We start from the raw sequence: 18,826 nt of genomic DNA on the forward strand, positions 1-18,826 counted from the left end.
CTGGTCGCCGGCTTTTTCGCCAGTTGCTAAGCCATATTCTGGAGACGCGAATATCGGCGGGAGCGCGTTAAGCTATTCCTGTCGACCCGAAGGCCGCTTTCTCCAGCGCCAAGGGACGATTTCGCCGATGGGCCGACGAAGAGCGGACCCGTCTTCAGCGATATCAATCCAGTCACCTGCGGCCAGCCTTGCGCAGGCGACATTCATGCCCAAGGCCTTTAGTCGGTCATCCGAGAGAAACGAGGGCGTCCACACCGAGTCCTGTGTTGGTCGCACGGTGTCGAGCCGGCCCAGCATCATCCCAAGGCGGCAGAGCTATCCTATCACCTCGATGAAAGTGCCGAAATCTACCTGCGCCAAGCCAAGCCGTTGGCACCCGACCACGTGATGCGGAGACGAATTTCCTGCCACCGGCGCGGTCGGCCCCACCAAGCCGGAATTCGGCTGCAATGAGAGCACCTCGCGTGGGACTTCCAGTTCTCGGTCAAGGCTTGTTGCCTACTTGGAGATGCGTCTCGGGCAACTCGGGGAAGGACGGCAGCTGTCGAGAGACTGCTCGGGTTGGCGCCAAGGTGTTGTTAGGCACGCTCGAGCGTATCGGCGGGACCGTGAGTGGTGACGTCCACAACGCCCTCAGTTGCCGGGGTAATCAGGTCGACTCTGCCGGCTGTGCGCATCCCGCGCTGAAACGCGCGGCTCGCCGCCGGCTCAAGCACGCCCCCGTCGAGGACGGACGCGCGTGCCGCGTCGACGGCTTCTTCAACATCAACCATGGGCTGACGGACGGTTATCTCAAGCATCTGGATCTTAAGTTGCGGGCGTTGATTTTGCTGCACTGGGATCCCGAAAGGCTCATGCAACTCATGATCACAGCCGCGCCGCCGTGCGGGGATCGAACGCGGTTGATCGAGGATCATGATAGGGCGCTCCGTAAGGCCGGGCGCTCGCGAGGCGCGGTACAGTTGAAGCATGGAACGGAGACGACAGCATGAGCAACATCGTCCGTGATAGTGACATCGTCGAGTTGACGGACGCCCCCTTCTTTGATTATGGCGACAAGGTGCAGGCAAACCGCACCATCCGCAACGACGGCACCTATGTGGGCAAGGAGATCGGTGAGGTTCTGGTCAAGAAAGGCGAGCTTGGTTATGTCGTCTCGATCGGCACGTTCCTGCAACAATTTTATATCTATGGCGTCGAATTCCTCGACTCCGGCTATCGCGTCGGCATGAAATGCAAGGAGCTCGATCTAGTCACGCGAAGTCACGGAGGCGAGGAGCCTTGCTTGTCAGGAAGGGCACCCCGATGATCGAACCGAGGTTGCCAAAATACTGCTCAGGCCAACGTGTCAAGGCTGCAATCGATCTGCTCAACGACGGTTCCTTTCCCGACGCGTCGGCGGAACAGTGTCTGGTCAGCGTCGGACACATTGGTGAGATCGTACAGGTCGGTCGCCATACGGAAGCGAACCTACCCATTTATATGGTCGACTTCGGCAAGCAGTTGGTGGTTGGCTGCCTCGAGGCAGAAATTTCCGCAGTCCAGGACATCGCGCAATGAACGCCGCCATCATCAGACGACATCATTCCGGATTGCCCGCGCATCCCAACGAGCTCGACCGGTGGCGGCTCGTGCGCGCGCTGACGAGGCGCGAGCGCTACCGATATGTCTCGCCAAAGGTGACAGCGATTGCTGGCGGCTATCTGGTCGAGAGCCCGTGCTGCTCAGGCAATATCGATGCGGAGGGAGGTCTCGTCGACGTCGCGCTGTTGCACCACGATAGGACTGGGGCGGCATGGCAGCTGTTCCGCAAAGATCACCGCAAGGGCGTCTGGGAGTGGCATTCGACCCATCAACGGCTTGGCTTGGCGACAGCGGTTCTGAACGCCGACCCTGAACGTTTGTTCTGGCAATAAGGATTATGCAGATGGTGCTCGCCGCAGGCGAATTGACGAACATCGAGCAGACGCTCGCCGCTATTGATACAGCGTCTGAGCCCTGCCTCACGCTCCGGCAGAAATTTCCACATCTCGCCTGGATTTGTTGCGAGGCCTCTGACATGACGCAGAGTCCGTTCCACCGCGTTGGACAGTTCGACCTGCATCTGCTCGACAGTGGCGGTCAATGTGCACAGATTACGAATGATCCGCAGCGCGCCACCGGCATTGTGCTGGCCAAGCGCTCTGGCAAGTCATGATCAAGCAATCGCCTGCCGGTGCCAAGCTCACCCAGGACGGCTAGGCCCGCGGGTTGTTTACCATGCGGTAGTGACCAGTCCGGGGAATATCACGACGCTGGTTCGTCGGGTCCATGAGACGGGGGCAGCGATCGTTCTCGCAGCGGAATTGCCTGGGTATCTCAACGTGGCTAGTTAGATCAAGAATACTGCGGCAGATCAAATTAGGACGGGCGAGCCGTGCTCGATCAGCTGACGAGGATCCGGCATCGCAAGATTTGCCATTGTGAGTACTTTCACTTAAAGCCGCTGCGCTTCGGAAAATAGGACAAGACGTTTGTTCTTCGCGCGGTAACGCCGTGCACTCGCCGTGGAGGCCGGTTAATGATGCGCGCTCAAGTGAGGCAGTGCGAGTGTCCCGCGATCCAGCGCTACTCCATCAATACTGGCGCCTGAAAATATCATTCTACGAAATGTCTTGGTGAGCTGAGGTCGGAGCATTCAAGAAGCGCTTTTCGAGTTGTCTTTCGAAGGCGCATCGAGCGTCCCTTCTCTATTGCTCGCTTCCATGTTGAAGCTGGGTGACGTGCATGTCGAGAATCGGGTTTGTCACGCAGATAAAATCCAGGGAGGACAAATTCGCGTGTAGTTCCAGTTCTTATCTCGAAGAGAAAAATCCGCTTGAATAGTTGTCGATGACCATTGATATGGTAATGGGAAGCAGCTGCGTCTTCGCCAAAAACAAGGTGCTGCAAATGTGCAAAGTGAAATCGGAGAACACCACGTGGCAAAAACCGCCAAGCGCAAAGAGTATAGTAAGGATGACGTCAAGCTGCTCAAAGCGCACTCAAAGGCTCGCACCCCTGTAGCTAGGGTTTCAAAGCTGATGAAGCGATCCGAGGGGTCTCTACGACAGAAAGCACGTACCTTGGGGATTGGCTTGGGTCACCAGCGCTGAGATATGATTCAATTTTCGGAAATTGACCGGCGTGATGGACGACCGCCAGGGCAGCTGATCGTTTCAGGTCCTGCGTCCGAGGGTCAGCTCGCGCGATGAACGAGCTGACTGGTCTGCCGATAGACCGGCCCGCTTGGCCTAGACCTCATCGGTTGTCATGGTTTTAATCAGCGACTGATAAAGGCGCGTCTGTGAATATAGATCTACCACCCGGAATGCGGTCCGCGAGCGTGCCGGCGGATCATCAGCTCGGCCGGCAGACGTCATTCGGCGCTAAGCTGTCTCTCGCTGCTAGGGTCTGAACCTAAATAGCGCCACGTGATTCTCTTGCCTCCGTGTTCTTGATTCGGGAGCGAGACAATGCTCCCGGGGTAGGCAATGGGCTCGTATCGAACCTCATCTGCCGACGGGACTGACGGGGCCGGATCGGGACGACGATCGGCGCATCATCAGCGGTATTGTTCACATGCTGCTATCGGGTGCGCGATGGCGTGATTGTCCGCGCGAATACGGTCCTTACACGATGATCTACAACCGCTTCAATCACGGGGCCAAGCGCGAACGATGGTGCGCAATCTTTCAAGCACTGCTCAAAGCTGGCAAAGATGCCGTCGTGCTGTCGCTCGACTCGACTTCGATCAAAGCTCATCGGTGTGCCTCCGGCGGAAAAGGGGGAGCACAATCAGGCAATCGGCCGCTCGCGGGGAGGCCGTACGACAAAAATCCATGCGCTGAGTGATCCGCTCTGCCGACCGGTCGTCCTGCATCTGGCCCTCAGGTCAGGATGCCGACATCGCTGCCGCGCCCGATGTTCTGGCGCTCGCACCGCCCATGAGCGCGCTTCTCGCTGACAAAGGGTACGACGGGGACAACCTTCGGCCGAAATCGCTGGTCGCGGCGCCAAGCCCGTCATTCCCAATAATCCAACCGTGTCGTCATTCATCGTTTCAACAAACGCGACGGAGGCCGAAATGTCATCGAACGCTGCTTTTGCCGGCTCAAGGACTTCCGCCGCATCGCCACATGATACGACAAGCTCGCCCGGAATTTCTTGGCCGCTGTTCAGCTCGCAGCTCTCGTCGCATATTGGCTCAATTGAGTCTGTACCCTAGTTTGCTGTAAGCGGGGCGAGACCGTGAAATCCTCTTGCAGCTGTTGGCGGTAGCCCACCGCAAGTCTCTTAGGGCGCCGCGCGCATTGCCAAAAAGGAATTGCCTTCAACCCGGATCAAGTCCGTGGGGCAAGGTCCGGATGCGTCAGCCCCTCGATCCTTGTCCGCTTTCTGACGGCGGTGCACAAAGCTGTGAGATTCAAAACACCCTGCGCCGTTTGCGTATCGCGAACCGTTTCAAAGCACAATCAGGCGCTTAGTGCGCGCGAGGAGCGCTGGCACGGCCCTTGCTGTATCTCGCCGTAGGGCAGGAGGCGCCAATCGCTGCGATGCTCAATTCCAAATGGAGAAAAAGTGAATGCGTAAACTAATAATCGGCGTCCTCGCGCTGTTCATTTCAAACACTACCGCGTTCGCCGGCTCCGGGGCCATCGCATACTCCAAACCAGATGACGTGGTCGGTGTCTCGCACGGGTGTAGATCACAAAGGGGCGCTAAACGGTGGGCCCTGCTCGACTGTCGCCGCAAGGGCGGCTCGGATTGCAAAATCGAAGCTTACGAAAACAACGCTTGCGCCGCCGTTGCCATAGGCAATGGACGCGGGCTGGGACGTGCGTGGTGGTCCCACCCATTTGGTGAATTTGAAGAGGAGCTATCGCAGCAAGGCGCGGTGGCCGGATGCAATGAGACCGGCGACGTGGACTGCAAGCTGCGGGCCAGGGTTTGCCACTAAGGCCCCTCAGTAAGCCAACGCCCTAAGGAAGGAGGTCAGGCGAACCCAATTTGTAGCAGACATATCCAGCCGAACTCCGCGACTGAAGAGAGTTCTGTGCGTCAAGTTCAGCAAAGTCGGTCATGGGATCCGGCCGAGCCATCCCCTCGGAGCCGCCGTCGCTCGCCTCACCCAGAAGCGCAGCGGGCGAGCGACGGCGGCGGGGGGGTGGCGTCCATCCCTTTGGTGGGCCCGAGCATTGTCAGGCCGCTTGGCGTAGCGCCTCCTTCTTGTGGTCCTTCAACAGATCCATGTTCAGCTAGCGACGGTCGTCGAGCCAAGGCTCATGGCGATTCGACGGTCAACGCACGGACGAGCCGTAGACAGCTCTCGCCATTGGGGAAGATACGTACCACATAGGTGCGTCGCCTGATCTCCTCGTTGAGCCGCTCCAGCATGTTGGTCGACTTCATGTGCTTGCGGTGTGCCGGCGGCAGGCGGAAGTGGGTGTCCGCCATCCATCGCCGTCCCGCGCCACAACCCAGATCCGACGCTCCTGCTGTCTCTACGCCCGACGATCTCTCGGCCTAGCTGCACCGCTGCCGCGCGCTTCGCCCCCAGGATGCCAAAGATCCGCATTGCCAGGCGGTCTGGGAGGAGAACCGCGCGCGGTTGTTCGGCGGGCCGGCGCGGCCCGTGCCGCAACAGGCCGCGCCAGCCACACCGTCGACGACGAACGCTGCGGAGGGAGATAACGATGAACAACGTCGGCGTCATCGACACCTTCCTCAACACCTTCACCACCTATATCGATTCAGGCTTCGGCCTGATCCAAGGCGAGACCACTTCTCTCGCCTCGACGCTGATCGTCACTCGACATCACCTTGGCCGGCCGTTCTGGGCGTGGGGCGCCGACGAAGGCATCCTCCAGCGGCTGGTGAAGAAGACGCTCTACATCGGATTCTTCGCCTTCAACACTCTCTCGGGCATCATCTTCAATAGCTTCGCCGGCCTTGGCCTGAAGGCCGGCGGCGACAGCCGATTTTCTGGGGCCCGGCCGGCTCGCGCAGGTCGGTCTCGACGCGGGGCACCCACTGCTGAACGCCGCAAGCCAGATGCTGGGCTTCACCAGCTTCTTTGCAGTTGCGGTGCTGATGGTGTCCTGGCTCCTGGTCCTGATCGCCTTCTTCATTCTGGCGGTGCAGCTATTCGTCACGCTGATCGAGTTCAAGCCGACAACGCTGGCCAGCTTCATCCTGATTCCCTTCGCCCTCGACAACAAGATTGCCTTTCTCGCTGAGAAGGTGCTGGGCAATGTCGTCGCCTCCGGCGTGAAGGTGATGGTGCTCGCTGTCTCGTTGGCATCGGCACCGGACTGTCTCGCAGTTCACCACCACCTATGGCGGCGGCCAGCCGACGATCGAGCGGGGGTTTTCTGTCGTGCTCGCCGCACTCACCATGCTCGGCCACGGCGCCCGGCATCGCTAACGGTCTGTTCCTGGCGCGCCGCAGCTTGGCACGGGCGCTGCTGTCGGAGCTAGCTCGCCGTCGCCGGCACGGCGATGGCGGCGCTTCGCTCGCTCTCGCCGGAAGGGGAGCGATGGCGGCGGCCTCGGGTGCGGCGGCCGCCGCGCGTGGTGGTGCGGCGATGGCGGGAGGCGTGTCCTCCCCCTACCGCCTCGCCTCGGCCGGTCGGTCCGGCGCGGGCCACGTTGCGTCCGGCCTTAGCGGCGCGGGCCGTGCGGCGGCCAGTGCTGTCGCCGCACACGTCAGGCGCGCCGCCGAGCAAGCAACCGGGGCAATGCAGGAGAGCTTCGCCTCAGGCGCCCGCGCCAGTTTCGCTAACACGGGTGGTTTCTCGACTACGGGAGTCGTTGAGGGTGGCGAGGCCGCAAGAGGGAGCCGCTTCCCAAGGAGCGAGCGAGGTTTGCCCACCTGGGTCCAGCGCATGAAACGCAATGAGGCGGTTGTTCGCAGCGCGCAGTCCGCCGCGCAAGCCCTCAAATCCGGCGATACCCATGGCGGCGGCCACTCCGTCGACCTCTCGGGAGGAGAATAACGAATGTCAGTCTTTCGGCGATCGTCGGTCCGCTACGGCCGCACGCCCGAACCCGCAACTCCGTATCAGCGCGCGGCGCAGGTTTGGGATGAGCGCATCAGCTCGGCCCGCGTGCAAGCCAAGAACTGGCAGCTGATGGCCTTCGGTTCGCTGATCGTGGCTTGCGGCCTCGTCGGCGGGCTCGTCTGGCAGTCCACGCACGGCACCGTCGTTCCCTGGGTGTACAGGTCGACAAGCTCGGCGAGGCGCCAGCCATGGCGCCGGCTGCGGCCGACTACAGGCCGAGCGACCCGCAGATTGCCTGGTACCTCGCCCACTTCATCATGATGGTGCGCTCGCTTCCAGCCGATCCGACCATCGTGCGGCAGAACTGGCCGCAGGCCTACGATTTCACGACCAGGGCGGGCGCATTGGCGCTGAACGACTACGCCCGCGCCAATGACCCCTTCGCCAGTCTCGGCAAGCAGCAGTTCGCGATCGACGTCTCCAGCGTCATCCGCGCTTCGCCCGACAGCTTCCGCGTCGCCTGGGTCGAGCACCGCTATCAGGATGGGGCGCTCGCCGGCACCACAGACTGCGATCCTTACCATCGCGATTCAGCCTCCAACCGACGCCGATCGGCTGCGCAAGAATCCGCTCGGCATCTACGTCAACGCCATCAACTGGTCGAAGGAGCTGGGACAATGACCCCGCCGATTTCCGTAAGCGCCGGCGGTCCGGCTTCGCCTCTCTCAATCGTTCAGCAAAGCCGGAAAGACAGGGATACGTGCTTCCGTAAATCCGCACTTACGGCTTTGCTGCTGTCGTCGCGACGCTCGGCGGCTGCGCACAATTTCATCCCCCGACATCAACTACGATACCGCGGAGCCGGCAACGCTCACCGCCGATCCGCCGTCGCCCGTCAAGATCGTGGAATTGCCAAACCCCTGCCGCTACCCGGGCAGTTGAAACCGCTCGCCGCCGGCAAACGAATCCCGGAAGCTGCTGATCCGAAGGTTCGCGTCAAACAGGCCAACGCCGCAGCACGGGTGCAGCCGGTCCGCACCGGTTTCATCAACGCGGTCCAGGTGTATCCGTTCTCCGGCGGCGCTCTCTACCAGATTTATACGGCACCGGGTCAGATCACCGCCCAGACCACGGAGGCGGTCTATGGCAGTCCGTCCGGCAAATATCTTCTGGTCCCGCAGGTGCGAAGCTAATCGGCCAATACGACAGCTCCGTGGCTTTCGGCCCGAGTCGGATCCTCTTGGTCTGGACCCGCATCATCATGCCCGACGGCAACTCGATCGTCTTGGAGCGCCAGCCCGGCGCCGACACCGGTGGTCATGCCGGGCTCGAGGACGAGGTCGAAAACCATTGGGGCATGCTGTTCAAGACCGCCGGTCTTTCGACCATGCTCAGCGTCGGAGCCGAGGCGGGCACGAGCCAGGACGAGAACAACCTTGTTCAAGCGATCCGCAGCGGCGCATCCAACAGCATCAGCCAGACCGGGCAGCAGGTCGTGCAGCGCCAGCTCAACATCCAGCCGACGCTAACTATCCGGCCACGCGTCCCGGTCCGCGTGATCGTCACGCGCGATTTGGTACTGGCGCCCGACGGCAAGGGAGGAACACCATGACGAAGCTGAAACTTGGGCCGCTTGAAGACGACAAGCCGGTCAAGCTCACCATCGAGCTTCCAGCGGCGGTCTTCAGGGACCTCAAAAGCTATGCCGAGATTCTGACGCGTAGCGGAGGCGCGACGGCGCCGACCGATCCTGCCAAATTGATCACGCCGATGATCGAGCGGTTCATGGCGACCGACCGCGCCTTTGCGAAGGCGCGGCGAAATGCTGCTCAGCCCGCACCTGCGTCACCGGAAAGATCCGGATAGCGCTCGCGAAGCAGGTCGAGGAACGGACGCAGCGATGGATTGCAGTTGGCCTGCCGCCAATAGGCGCGGAAGCTCAGCCGCGTCGGACCCTCGGCATCATGCACCTCGCGGAAGGTGACACCCGGATAGACTGCGCCAGTCGCACTTTCCAATATCAGTAGAATGCCCCAGCCCACGCCGACCAAGGAGAGGAGCGGTCGAGCACGACATCATGGCGAAGCAGCAGGCAAGGGTCGGAGGATCCCAATTTGCTGATGAGGAGCTTCAGGAATTCCGGTCCCGGGCCTCGCTGTGACATTAAAAGCGATTCGCGCCTCAGTTCGCCCCAGTGAACTACTCCACGGCCCGTCAACGGATGGTTCGCGGGGAGGGCGGCAACGACACGCTCGCTCCAGAGCAACAATGACCTGTCACTCCATTTCGGGTTGGGCTCGGCCACCAAGGCGACGTCAACGGCGGAGCTGGCGAGATCCGAGATCAGATGGTCGCTCGCTCCGTCGACCAGTTGTCTATCGACATCGGGGAAGCGGTGCCGGTGCTCGAGGAGAGTGGCCCGGAGATTGCCGGCTGAGAGGGAGGTGTGGATGCCGATGGTCAACCGACCGCTCTCGCCACGCGAGCGGGTCTTGAGACGAGCGCTCATTGCATCAGCTTCGCCCACGACGCGCCGGGCGGCATCGAGGAATTCCTGACCTTCAATGGTCGGTCGCGTACCGCCATTTGTGCGCTCGAACAGAGTGCTGCCCAACTTGCATTCGAGATTGCGCAAGCGGCGACTAAGAGTCGACTGCTTGATGTTGAGCGTCTCCGCCGCTTGCCGCAGGCTTCGGTGCTGGGATGCGGCGATCGCCCAGCGTAGATCTCGAAATTCCACAGGCGCGGTCGAAGCCCTATGGCGAGTTGCCGGTAACAAAATTGTTTCTTGAATGGGTCACTCCATTTGCTTGCGCTTCTTCAGCACCCCTGCCAGCGAATTCGTTGACTACTGTGAGGTGCGGTCAATTCGGAATAGCTAGGATTCCGGTTCCGGCGTCGACCCAGACGAGGACACCACCGAAATTTTGGAAGCTTTGATCTTGCGCTTGAGCGCCCGCCTTTTCATGGTAGCCGTCAATCGAGCTTTCTCAGTCCTCTCTTTCGATGTGTTCAGAGGTGGGTTGCGAACCGATAGCCTCAGACTGGACATGCTGGTCTCCTTCATTTTCCTCATATGTGTCGATGAGGCCGCAGCCCACCTATTGCCTCCTATCGCGAGTTGAGTGGACTTCCACGGTGGCTTGCCTCTCTTGGCCGTTCAAATCAGTCAGCCCTCTGGAGGGCAGGCGCAATCGATGAGCCTCTCCAGAGCGGGGATCTCGTTATCTGGCCTCCATTGCGCAGAAAATTTGAGCGTCTCGGCCCGCGGAAGTGTTCCTGATCGCTCAGCCGTAGTCAGGTCGATTTGGGAATCATTGCCTGAATTCAAGCATGGCGCACGCAGATTTCTGGCGCTGAGAGACCTCCATGTTTTCGAGTATGAACCGCGCCGCGAAAAAAGTACGACTTGCGGCTGTCGACGAATGCCAGCGTTCGACCGCTCAAAAATCGCAATACCCACGAGATGCTCGAACTTTCGTATCGAGCGGCTAAGCGTCGTTTGTTTGACAAGAGGTACGTCAGCCGCCTGTCGGAGACTTCCGAAGTCCGCGGCTATAACAGCATAGCGAAGTTGCCGAGGATCAAGGTTCGGAATGTGAGGTGCTTCGATAGACAGTCGCGAGCCTGGATCATCCATCGCACACTTACCAAATTAATCTAAGGTACCGAAGCTGTGCGCATGGATTGTGACGATTTTTAGTTGTGTGGGACGGTCCGCCAGCGGCCGAGCTCAGCCAGATGACCCACCGCGGGCCCGCCGGCTTTGCATGCTCAGCACAGGCTCACATTCGGGATTGCGAAAGATGGGTCCAGTCGAGATCAATGCGCTGCTCATGATCGACCAACTACGCACAAATGCTTGAGAGATTTGATGCATTTGCGAAGCTCTAAGCGCTCCCCTGTTACTGTGAGAGGGTCGGCGCTCAAGGCGTCTCACGGACCTGCATCGGGCTTACGTCATCGGCCGCTGCCATGCTGCAAGACGCGCTCAGATTGTAGCCCGAGCCCAACGGAGGGCGGATGTCATCCATCGCAAAACCAGGGCGTTTCATCAAACGATTCGATGTCTGTTGCGCGATGCGAGATCGTGAATCTAACTATCGATCAGGGCGGATGCTTTGAGACACGCCGTCCGAAGTTACGCGCTGATCCGGGTATAGCCAGAGCTGTCGCGCTCACGTCGAGCTAGGCGCCAACAACCGACGCACCTATTTGGTTTGGCTTGCGCCAACAAGGGAGTTTCCACCGTGCTCGAAAATCCGCATCTGAGCGCCGGAGATCAGTCCGACAAGGATAAGAGCATGCGCGCTTCCTGCGTTTTGGCCTTCGCGATTACACGAGGCGTTGCGCGTTGCGCCAGTCCGGCGATGTTGCGTCATCGTGACTGAAGCGCTCGCGCGCTCGCGGGCTATACACGCGCCGAAGCGTTTCCTGCGCGTTGCGCGGCGATCCGGCTTCGTCCCCTTCGCGTGTCGGAGCGGCGCGCTCCGTCACGCTTTTGCGAAACCTGATTAGACTAGCTAGATCAGAGTCCAGCGGTCGATGGGCCTTGGCGCGGCGAGCTCGTGATTGGTCGCGCAATCAGCTCTTCAGCCATCCAATAAGTCGGATTGGAGATGACCATCTGGAGACCTCATGCGATATCAAGCGGCTTCCGGAAGGGTGGCCTTTTTACAAAGGCGGACTAGCCAACGGCAAAAAGCACGAGAAATTTCGGGATTGTCACTGCGGTCGACCGCATAGGCCCGATAGTGCATGCCGCTGGGCGCACGTGATCCTGGTATCACATGTAGAGCGCCCCCGCGCACCAGATCGCTGACAATGATTTCGGGCGCTACCAGAAGGCATTTTCCCGTCATGACCGCCGGTAGAGCAAGGTAATTGTGATCATAACGCGCCCCCGAGCTTATATCTTTAGTGGTCAGGTTCATCGCCCGCAGCCATGTGGGCAGTATGTCGGGCCGAGATGTGATATTCAGAATCGGCATTGCGCGAACAATCGAGAGGCCTTTACCATCGACGTGATTTGGAGAGCCCACACAGACCAGTTGCTCGTTGTAGATTTCCCAATCGTCGGCCGGTTCGACGATGGAAAGATCGCGTGTAATCAGGATGTCGAAATCGTCGGAGGATATCGGCAGTGACAGTGAGCTGATCACATCCACGATGACGCCGCCCATTTCAGCGGAAAATGCCTGGAGATTCGGAATCAGAAGAGAGTACGCGAAGGTCGAAAGCGACGTGCGGACCACAAGCCGATTGACGTCTGGTCGATCCCGCCGGCGCATTCTCTTAGCGGTGAAGCACACGGTGTCTAGCGGCTCGGCGACTGTGTTCGCAAAGAGCCGTCCGAATTCCGTCAATTCGCTCCGCTTGCCGCGTCGTTGCATGAGGTCTGTGCCCAGATGGTCCTGCAGCACGGCCAGGTAGCGGCTGACGGAGCTCTGGGTCATTCCCAATGCGTGAGCCGCGCGCGTGACGCTTCCTTCTCGCGCGATCGTCACGAACACGCGGATAGCGTTGAGGGGCACTTCATTGTCTTCGGTGGCCATCTTCTATTCCAGAAAATTGTCGCCAGTTCTTACTGGCAGCAGGCCACGACAAAATGAAAGTTCCCAGCACATTATTCGATGTCTATCGCCGGATTACTGCTTATAAACGATATGTCGCGCGCAAAAACGGCCTAAGCCAAAATGAACGGCGTAATGGCCTATCGCGTTGAAAACCTCGCCATTCGCGGCGCGGGCTGGAACGGATCAGCAAAGGAAGCGAGATTCGGCTGATTTAATCTCGTCCATCCTCTGAAGTCTAAAAATGTCCTCCACCGGCAGAATGTCCTTGTGGACGTTCTGGACGCCGCCATCGGCGATGATCCGGCGGAAGGTTTCCTGCATGCCAGTTGCAGCAGCGCGGATCCCGTAGTTGCCGTAGATCGTCATGCGAATATTGCCGAGTGCCTTGACGCGCTCGGCATTAAGTTCCGGGTACGCGTTCGGCACGATCGCCAGCGGCACCGATCCGGTCCAGGCGCGCGAAAAGCTTTCGATCTCGGAAGGATCCTTCTTTTTCGAATGGATCAAGATCATGTCGGCGCCAGCGTCCACATAGGCTTGCGCACGCTGCAGGGCTTCGGTTTCGCCGAGGCCTGCGATCAGCGCTTCGGTGCGGGCGATCACGAGAAAATCCGGATCCTGTCTTGTCGTGACGGCGGCCGCGATTTTGCCCTTGAACTCCTCAATGCGCAGCAGTTCCTGGCGCCCACCGGCAACGAGGCTCGTCACTTTCGGAAAGGTCTTGTCTTCGATGACGACGGCACTCGCACCGGCCCGCTCGTATTCGCCGATCGCATGGATGACATTGATTGCGTTGCCGTAGCCGGTATCGATATCGGCGACGATCGGCAGCGTCGTGCGTCCGGCGATCGCCCGCAGCATGTCGAGATGCTGGGTCATCGAGATCAGGCTCATGTCCGGCAGGCCGTAAAGCGCCGACAACTCGAAGCCGGAGGCCCACAGGCCATCGAATCCGGCTTCTTCCGCGAGGATCGCCGAAAGCGGGCTGTGGGCCGCCATGATGTGGACAAGGCTGGTCTGGGCCATGCGAGCGCGGAGGCGTTTGGCAGGGGACATCCGGAGATCTTTCAGGACAGGGCGGCGCAGGCGGCGATGATGCGGTCGCAGGCGCGGGTGAGGTCCTCGAGCGAGGAGGCGTAGGAAATGCGGATATAGGGCGAGGCCATAAATCCGCTTCCGGGCACGACGGCTACGGCGAATGCGTCGAGCAGGTACATGGCAAAATCGGTGTCGGTTTCGATCACCTTGCCGCCCGGTGTGCGCTTGCCGATAACACCCGCGCAAGAGGGAAAAACGTAGAAGGCGCCGTCCGGCACGCGACACGAAAGCCCCGCGGCCTGGTTCAGCTTGGCAACGATGAGGTCGCGACGCTGCACAAAGGCGCTCGCGAATTCCTGGATATGCTTCCGCCCGCCGGACAGCGCCTCGATGGCGGCATATTGGGAAATCGAACTGGTGTGCGAGGAGGTCTGGCCCTGGATGAGGTTCATGGCCTTGATCAGCGCCAGAGGCCCCGCGCCATAACCGACGCGCCAGCCAGTCATCGCGTCGGCCTTGGACACGCCGTTGACCGTCAGCGTGCGCTCGTAGAGGTCCGGCGCGACCGCCGCCATGCTAGCAAAGTCGGCGTTGTAGGTGAGCTTTTCATAAATATCGTCGGAGAGCACATGGACATGGCCATGGCGGCGCAACACCGCAGCGAGCGCGAGCAATTCGCCTCGGCTGTACACCGCACCGGTCGGATTGGACGGCGAATTCAGCATGAGCCACTTGGTGCGCGGCGTGATGGCAGCTTCGAGCGCCTCGGGGCGTAGCTTGAAGCCATGGAATTCATCGCAGGCGACGAGAACCGGCTTGCCGCCAGCCAGCGCCACCATATCGGGATAGGAGACCCAGCAGGGTGTCGGGATCACCACCTCCTCGCCCGGGTCGAGGGTGGCGAACAGTGCGTTGAATACGACCTGCTTGGCCCCACAGCCGACCGTAATTTGGTCGATGTCGTAGTCGAGCCCGTGATCGCGGCGGAAGCTCTCGCGGATCACTTTGCGCAGCGGCTTGATACCGGCGACCGCGGTGTATTTCGTCCGCCCATCGCGGATCGCCCGGATACCGGCTTCGCAGACAGCAGACGGCGTGTCGAAATCCGGTTCGCCCTGGCTGAGCGTGATCACATCGGCGCCCTGATCTTTCAGTTCGGAGGCGCGGGCGGTCATGGCCTTGGTTTCGGAGGGACGGACGGCATTGAGCCGTTCTGCAACGAGAGACAAGATAGAATACCTGCCAAGTTCAAAGCGAAAATTCCCGACGGCTTCTACTCGTTCCTTGACGGGTTAACCAATCATATCATCGCGTTTTCAAATGAAGGCATTGAGAATTACGATCCTTTACGCCCGTCGCATCGACGTGCCCTTGTTGCGGGCGCGCCATCCAGCGGTCGAAGCCGCGAGCAACATCAGAACACTGATGACGTTGGTCACGGCTCGTCGCACCTCGGACGAGTGAGACTGAAGATTTGAACGAGCGCGCCTAGAAAAACATTGTGAGATAGGTGCGCACGCTGGTGCGGTTCGCTTCCGTTTTGTCGCGCCGATGCATGCGCTCCGCAGTTAACAGGATCGCTCGCTTAGCGAGGGCGTCGGCGGAGGCCGACAATTCGCTGTTCGGCTGCCCAACTCGGCGACCTTTGACTCGAGATAGTTTTCCCGACAGCGAGGATGCTGGCCGAAACTCCGGCTGATACCGAGGCCTTTGCCACCCGCGTCGCCCACGAGACCTTCCCACCAAAGTTGCGCACCGCGCTCACCGATTGCACTTATTTTCCGTCGTTCTCCCCAAGAGCGGAACACGTCATCGCATCTGCGGATGTACAAATCGAATTATTCGATGAGCGTCATCCGACTGTAGCAGTACGAGTTTCTAACGTCTGCCACGCCAGCGTACACGTCCAGACGGGATGATCTCGTTGCCGTGCTCTGCGGGGTTTTTCATGACGATGTGGAGGTAACGGCGATGGCATCCGTATCGATTGACAGCATCCATAAGAATTACGGCGCGACATCCGTCCTGCGTGGTGTTTCGCTGTCGATAGCGGATGGCGAGTTCCTGACGCTGTTGGGACCATCGGGGTGTGGGAAGTCGACGCTGCTGCGTATCCTGGCGGGACTCGAGGTGCAGGATGCAGGTTCGCTCTCGATCGGCGAGCGGGCGGTCGACAACCTCAGGCCGAAGTGCCGGGACGTAGCGATGGTGTTCCAGTCTTACGCGCTCTATCCCCATATGACGGTTGCCTCCAACATGGGCCTGCCGCTTCGAATGCGCCGGCTCTCGACCTTCCAGAGGCTTCCTCTTCTGGGCCGTCTGCTGCCGGGAACGGCGCGGATCGCTGTCGAGATCGACGCGGAAGTCACCCGTACGGCCAAGTCCCTCGGCATCGGCCACCTGCTGGCCCGCAAACCGGGGCAGCTCTCCGGCGGCCAGCGCCAGCGCGTGGCGGTCGGCCGGGCAATGGTGCGTCATCCGGCTGTTTTCCTGATGGATGAGCCGCTGTCCAACCTCGACGCCAAGCTCCGTGTGCAGATGCGCGCCGAAATCAAGGAACTGCACCAGCGGCTCGGGGTCACCTTCGTCTATGTCACTCATGACCAAGCCGAGGCCATGACGCTGTCGGACCGCGTGGCTGTGATGCTCGACGGCGAGTTGTTGCAGGTCGCTCCGCCGCAGGAGATCTATGCCGATCCGGACGACCGGCGCGTCGCCGAATTCATCGGTTCGCCCAAGATCAACATGCTCGACGGTGTGGTGCGCGAACGTGGCCTGATCGATGTGGCCGGATCGACGCTTGCTATCGGGGCTGATGCGCTTGCCGGAGCGCATCTCACCCTCGGTATTCGCCCCGAGGCTTTTCATCTCGCCGAACGCGGCGGGCAGGGCGTACTGACCGGTTCCGTGCGCATGATCGAGCATATGGGCTCCGATCTCTTCGTCCATTTCGATCTGGCGGGTGGCGATCATCCGTTGATCGCAAGGCTGCTCGCCGAACGGGCGCCTGATATCGCCCCCGGCCAGACCCTACACGTCGGCGTCAGGCCAGACCGTGTGCTTCTGTTTGATCGTAACGGGCGGCGTTTGCGCCAAGAAGTCGAATCCGGCCGCGCATCGGTCACGCCGATCCGGGAGGTAGCCCGATGAGCGAGCCTCTTGCTCTTACCGGCGCTCCCAACGAGCCATCTGCGACCGGTAGCGTTCGAACACTCCCGCCATCCCTTGCCGCCGCACCGGCCCGCAGGCGGGCCTTTACAGAAGCGCTGGCGGCTTGGGCGCTGGCCGGGCCGGCGGTCTTCTTTCTGCTCGCCCTGTTCTTCCTGCCGGTGATCGGCGTCTTTGTCATCGCGATCACCGACTGGCAGTTCGGCGGGCTGACGCTCTCCTTTGTCGGCCTCGCCAACTTCCGCGAGATCTTCGCTGACGATGGTTTTATGGCCTCGCTCGTCAACACAATCGTCTACGTTCTGATCGTCGTGCCGGGCACCCTCGTCTTTGGCCTTCTGATCGCACTTCTGATCGAACGCGGAAAGTCCTGCCGCTCCTTTTACCGCGCCATCCACTTCCTGCCCTTCATGGCGACGCTTACGGCCATGGCGGTCGCTTGGGAGGCATTGCTGCATCCCACGATCGGCCTCGTCAACCAGACGCTCGCCGCCATGGGCCTGCCGACCGCCAACTGGCTGCGCGACGAGAATACAGCCCTCCCGGTGCTGGCCGTCATCGGTATCTGGCAGAACCTCGGCTACGCCATGGTGCTGTTTCTGGCCGGCCTGAAGAGCATCCCGCAGGATCTCTACGATGCTGCCGATATCGACGGTGCTGACCTTTGGCTCGACCGACTGCGCACCGTCACCTTGCCGCTGCTCGGGCCGGTCTCGATGTTCGTCGTCATCGTCGTGGCGCTGAGGGCATTCGAGTCTTTCGACACCGTGAAAGTGCTTACCCAAGGCGGGCCCGGCCACGCCTCCGAAATGCTGCTCTACACGCTATATCGGGAGAGCTTTGAGTATCTGCGCACCGGATATGGTGCCGCCGTTGCGGTCGTCTTTCTCGCCATCGTCGTGACCCTCACCCTCGTTCAAGCCCGGCTTATGGATAGGAAGGTGCATTACCAATGAGCGCCAATACTTCCACCAACAGCCTTTCGCCGCTGGCCGCCATTGTTCGCCATGCGGTGCTGCTCGTCACCGGCGCGCTCATTCTCGTCCCCTTCATGTGGATGGTATCGCTGTCGATCAAGCCGCCGGGCGAGATCTTTCACGCGTCCTTCTCCTTTTGGCCCGCGCAATTCTACGGTGTCGAGAACTATACCAAAGCGCTGACCGAAGCGCCGCTGCCGCGCTATATGGGCAATGGCCTGATCGTCTGTGCTCTGATCCTCGGCCTTCAGATCATTGTCTGCGCGCCCTGCGCCTATGCGCTCGCCAAGCTTCGCTTTCCCGGACGCGACCTGCTCTTCGGCATGGTGCTGATCGGCCTGATGCTACCGCACCAGGTACTGTCGCTGCCGCTCTTTATCCTTGGTTATCAGCTCGGCATCCTCAATAGCTATGCCGCGCTCATCTTCCCTTATGTGGTCTCGCCCTTCGGCATCTTCCTGTTCCGACAGCTGTTCAAGAGCATTCCTGATGACGTGGTCCACGCCGCGCGGCTCGACGGTCTCTCTGAATTCGCGATCGTCTGGAAGATCATGGTGCCGATGGCGCTGCCGGCCGTCATCGCTTTCTCAATTTTCTCGGTCGTTGGCCATTGGAACGATCTGTTCTGGCCGCTGATCGCAGTGCGCGACCAGTCCCTCATGCCGCCACCACTCGGGATCATGGCCTTCAAGAACGAGGAGGCCGGCAACGACTACGGCCCCCTCATGGCCACATCCACCCTCGTCGTGCTGCCCCTCGTCATCGCCTTCCTGGTCGCTCAGAAATGGTTCGTCGAAGGAATGACCGGAGGGGCAGTGAAGTGAAACGCCGCCGTTCCGCCGTCAAGTTCTATAGAACGTAAGCCCATGACTAATTTCACACGCCGGCTTTTGCGTACTCCGACGTCTTGATGGAGAGCAAGCGCGCATTCATCGGCACCAATGCCGCCATGAAGGTATATCCCTGGGAGTCACGGCTGGAGCTCACGGTTGCGGCCTCGAGGGCCGGCTTTGCGAAAGGCGGTCACACAATCAATTCGGGTCGC

15 protein-coding genes and 6 pseudogenes are annotated in these 18,826 nt (G+C 60.4%); 15 read left to right on the top strand and 6 right to left on the bottom strand.

The features are described 5' to 3' along the window. Positions 1 to 449: 449 nt before the first annotated feature. The 7 genes and pseudogenes from AC0L3S_RS33935 to AC0L3S_RS33965 all read left to right on the top strand — a co-directional run bounded on the left by AC0L3S_RS33935 (position 450) and on the right by AC0L3S_RS33965 (position 4,978). Positions 450 to 992, top strand: coding sequence for a 4Fe4S-binding leucine-rich repeat protein (locus AC0L3S_RS33935; protein WP_374762366.1), 543 nt, complete (start codon positions 450 to 452; stop codon positions 990 to 992). Beyond that, positions 989 to 1,309 (top strand): nitrogen fixation protein NifZ, encoded by a 321-nt coding sequence (locus AC0L3S_RS33940; protein WP_219682322.1) that lies wholly within the window; start codon positions 989 to 991, stop codon positions 1,307 to 1,309. Before AC0L3S_RS33935 ends, AC0L3S_RS33940 begins: the two co-directional genes overlap by 4 nt. After that, entirely contained in the window at positions 1,306 to 1,560 is a 255-nt protein-coding gene (locus AC0L3S_RS33945; protein WP_259217569.1) for a nitrogen fixation protein NifZ, read from the top strand. Before AC0L3S_RS33940 ends, AC0L3S_RS33945 begins: the two co-directional genes overlap by 4 nt. After that, on the top strand, positions 1,557 to 1,916 hold the full coding sequence (locus AC0L3S_RS33950; RefSeq protein ID WP_219682324.1) for a DUF3024 domain-containing protein: 360 nt from the start codon (positions 1,557 to 1,559) through the stop codon (positions 1,914 to 1,916). The genes AC0L3S_RS33945 and AC0L3S_RS33950 overlap by 4 nt, the downstream gene beginning before the upstream one ends. Before the next feature lie 11 nt (positions 1,917 to 1,927). Further along, positions 1,928 to 2,197: a hypothetical protein gene (locus AC0L3S_RS33955; RefSeq protein WP_246648881.1), complete on the top strand. Its 270-nt coding sequence runs from the start codon at positions 1,928 to 1,930 to the stop codon at positions 2,195 to 2,197. A 1,310-nt stretch (positions 2,198 to 3,507) separates the two neighbouring features. Then, positions 3,508 to 4,233, top strand: a pseudogene (locus tag AC0L3S_RS33960) (IS5 family transposase); the annotation flags it as partial. 370 nt (positions 4,234 to 4,603) lie between these two features. After that, positions 4,604 to 4,978: a DUF4189 domain-containing protein gene (locus AC0L3S_RS33965; protein ID WP_219682325.1), complete on the top strand. Its 375-nt coding sequence runs from the start codon at positions 4,604 to 4,606 to the stop codon at positions 4,976 to 4,978. A 298-nt stretch (positions 4,979 to 5,276) separates the two neighbouring features. Here AC0L3S_RS33965 and AC0L3S_RS33970 read toward each other — a convergent pair. Further along, a pseudogene (locus tag AC0L3S_RS33970) lies at positions 5,277 to 5,466 on the bottom strand (transposase); the annotation flags it as partial. Between the two features lie 82 nt (positions 5,467 to 5,548). Between AC0L3S_RS33970 and trbK-alt the strand changes: the two are divergent. From trbK-alt to AC0L3S_RS33995, 5 genes and pseudogenes are all read left to right on the top strand, one after another. Continuing rightward, positions 5,549 to 5,665 (top strand): annotated as a pseudogene (gene trbK-alt / locus AC0L3S_RS33975) (putative entry exclusion protein TrbK-alt); the annotation flags it as partial. Between the two features lie 49 nt (positions 5,666 to 5,714). Continuing rightward, positions 5,715 to 7,016: pseudogene (trbL, locus tag AC0L3S_RS33980) on the top strand (P-type conjugative transfer protein TrbL). Between the two features lie 3 nt (positions 7,017 to 7,019). Further along, positions 7,020 to 7,703, top strand: a pseudogene (gene trbF / locus AC0L3S_RS33985) (conjugal transfer protein TrbF). Further along, a pseudogene (locus AC0L3S_RS33990) lies at positions 7,700 to 8,634 on the top strand (TraB/TrbI/VirB10 family type IV secretion system protein). The pseudogenes trbF and AC0L3S_RS33990 overlap by 4 nt, the downstream one beginning before the upstream one ends. Further along, complete coding sequence (locus AC0L3S_RS33995) at positions 8,631 to 8,888, top strand: DUF2274 domain-containing protein (protein ID WP_259217567.1); 258 nt, start codon at positions 8,631 to 8,633, stop codon at positions 8,886 to 8,888. Before AC0L3S_RS33990 ends, AC0L3S_RS33995 begins: the two are co-directional and overlap by 4 nt. 154 nt (positions 8,889 to 9,042) lie before the next feature. Here the strand turns inward: AC0L3S_RS33995 and AC0L3S_RS34000 are convergent, their stop codons facing one another. The 5 genes from AC0L3S_RS34000 to AC0L3S_RS34020 all read right to left on the bottom strand — a co-directional run bounded on the left by AC0L3S_RS34000 (position 9,043) and on the right by AC0L3S_RS34020 (position 14,865). Beyond that, positions 9,043 to 9,762, bottom strand: coding sequence for a LysR family transcriptional regulator (locus tag AC0L3S_RS34000; RefSeq protein ID WP_259217566.1), 720 nt, complete (start codon positions 9,760 to 9,762; stop codon positions 9,043 to 9,045). A 429-nt stretch (positions 9,763 to 10,191) separates the two neighbouring features. Next, positions 10,192 to 10,662 carry a helix-turn-helix domain-containing protein gene (locus tag AC0L3S_RS34005; protein WP_374762367.1) on the bottom strand — a complete coding sequence of 157 codons (471 nt, stop codon included), beginning with the start codon at positions 10,660 to 10,662 and terminating at the stop codon, positions 10,192 to 10,194. Positions 10,663 to 11,668: 1,006 nt separating this feature from the next. Next, positions 11,669 to 12,577 (bottom strand): LysR family transcriptional regulator, encoded by a 909-nt coding sequence (locus tag AC0L3S_RS34010; protein ID WP_085399333.1) that lies wholly within the window; start codon positions 12,575 to 12,577, stop codon positions 11,669 to 11,671. Between the two features lie 204 nt (positions 12,578 to 12,781). Continuing rightward, on the bottom strand, positions 12,782 to 13,654 hold the full coding sequence (locus tag AC0L3S_RS34015) for an isocitrate lyase/phosphoenolpyruvate mutase family protein (RefSeq protein ID WP_473284084.1): 873 nt from the start codon (positions 13,652 to 13,654) through the stop codon (positions 12,782 to 12,784). Positions 13,655 to 13,665: 11 nt separating this feature from the next. Continuing rightward, complete coding sequence (locus tag AC0L3S_RS34020) at positions 13,666 to 14,865, bottom strand: pyridoxal phosphate-dependent aminotransferase (RefSeq protein WP_456652769.1); 1,200 nt, start codon at positions 14,863 to 14,865, stop codon at positions 13,666 to 13,668. Between the two features lie 742 nt (positions 14,866 to 15,607). Between AC0L3S_RS34020 and AC0L3S_RS34025 the strand changes: the two genes are divergently transcribed. The 3 genes from AC0L3S_RS34025 to AC0L3S_RS34035 are packed head-to-tail and all read left to right on the top strand — an operon-like array spanning position 15,608 to position 18,605. Continuing rightward, positions 15,608 to 16,786 (top strand): ABC transporter ATP-binding protein, encoded by a 1,179-nt coding sequence (locus AC0L3S_RS34025; protein ID WP_259217563.1) that lies wholly within the window; start codon positions 15,608 to 15,610, stop codon positions 16,784 to 16,786. Next, positions 16,783 to 17,760, top strand: coding sequence for a carbohydrate ABC transporter permease (locus AC0L3S_RS34030; RefSeq protein WP_259217562.1), 978 nt, complete (start codon positions 16,783 to 16,785; stop codon positions 17,758 to 17,760). Before AC0L3S_RS34025 ends, AC0L3S_RS34030 begins: the two co-directional genes overlap by 4 nt. After that, complete coding sequence (locus AC0L3S_RS34035; RefSeq protein ID WP_259217561.1) at positions 17,757 to 18,605, top strand: carbohydrate ABC transporter permease; 849 nt, start codon at positions 17,757 to 17,759, stop codon at positions 18,603 to 18,605. Before AC0L3S_RS34030 ends, AC0L3S_RS34035 begins: the two co-directional genes overlap by 4 nt. Positions 18,606 to 18,826: the final 221 nt, after the last annotated feature.

Source organism: Bradyrhizobium sp. Ken01 (assembly GCF_055807355.1).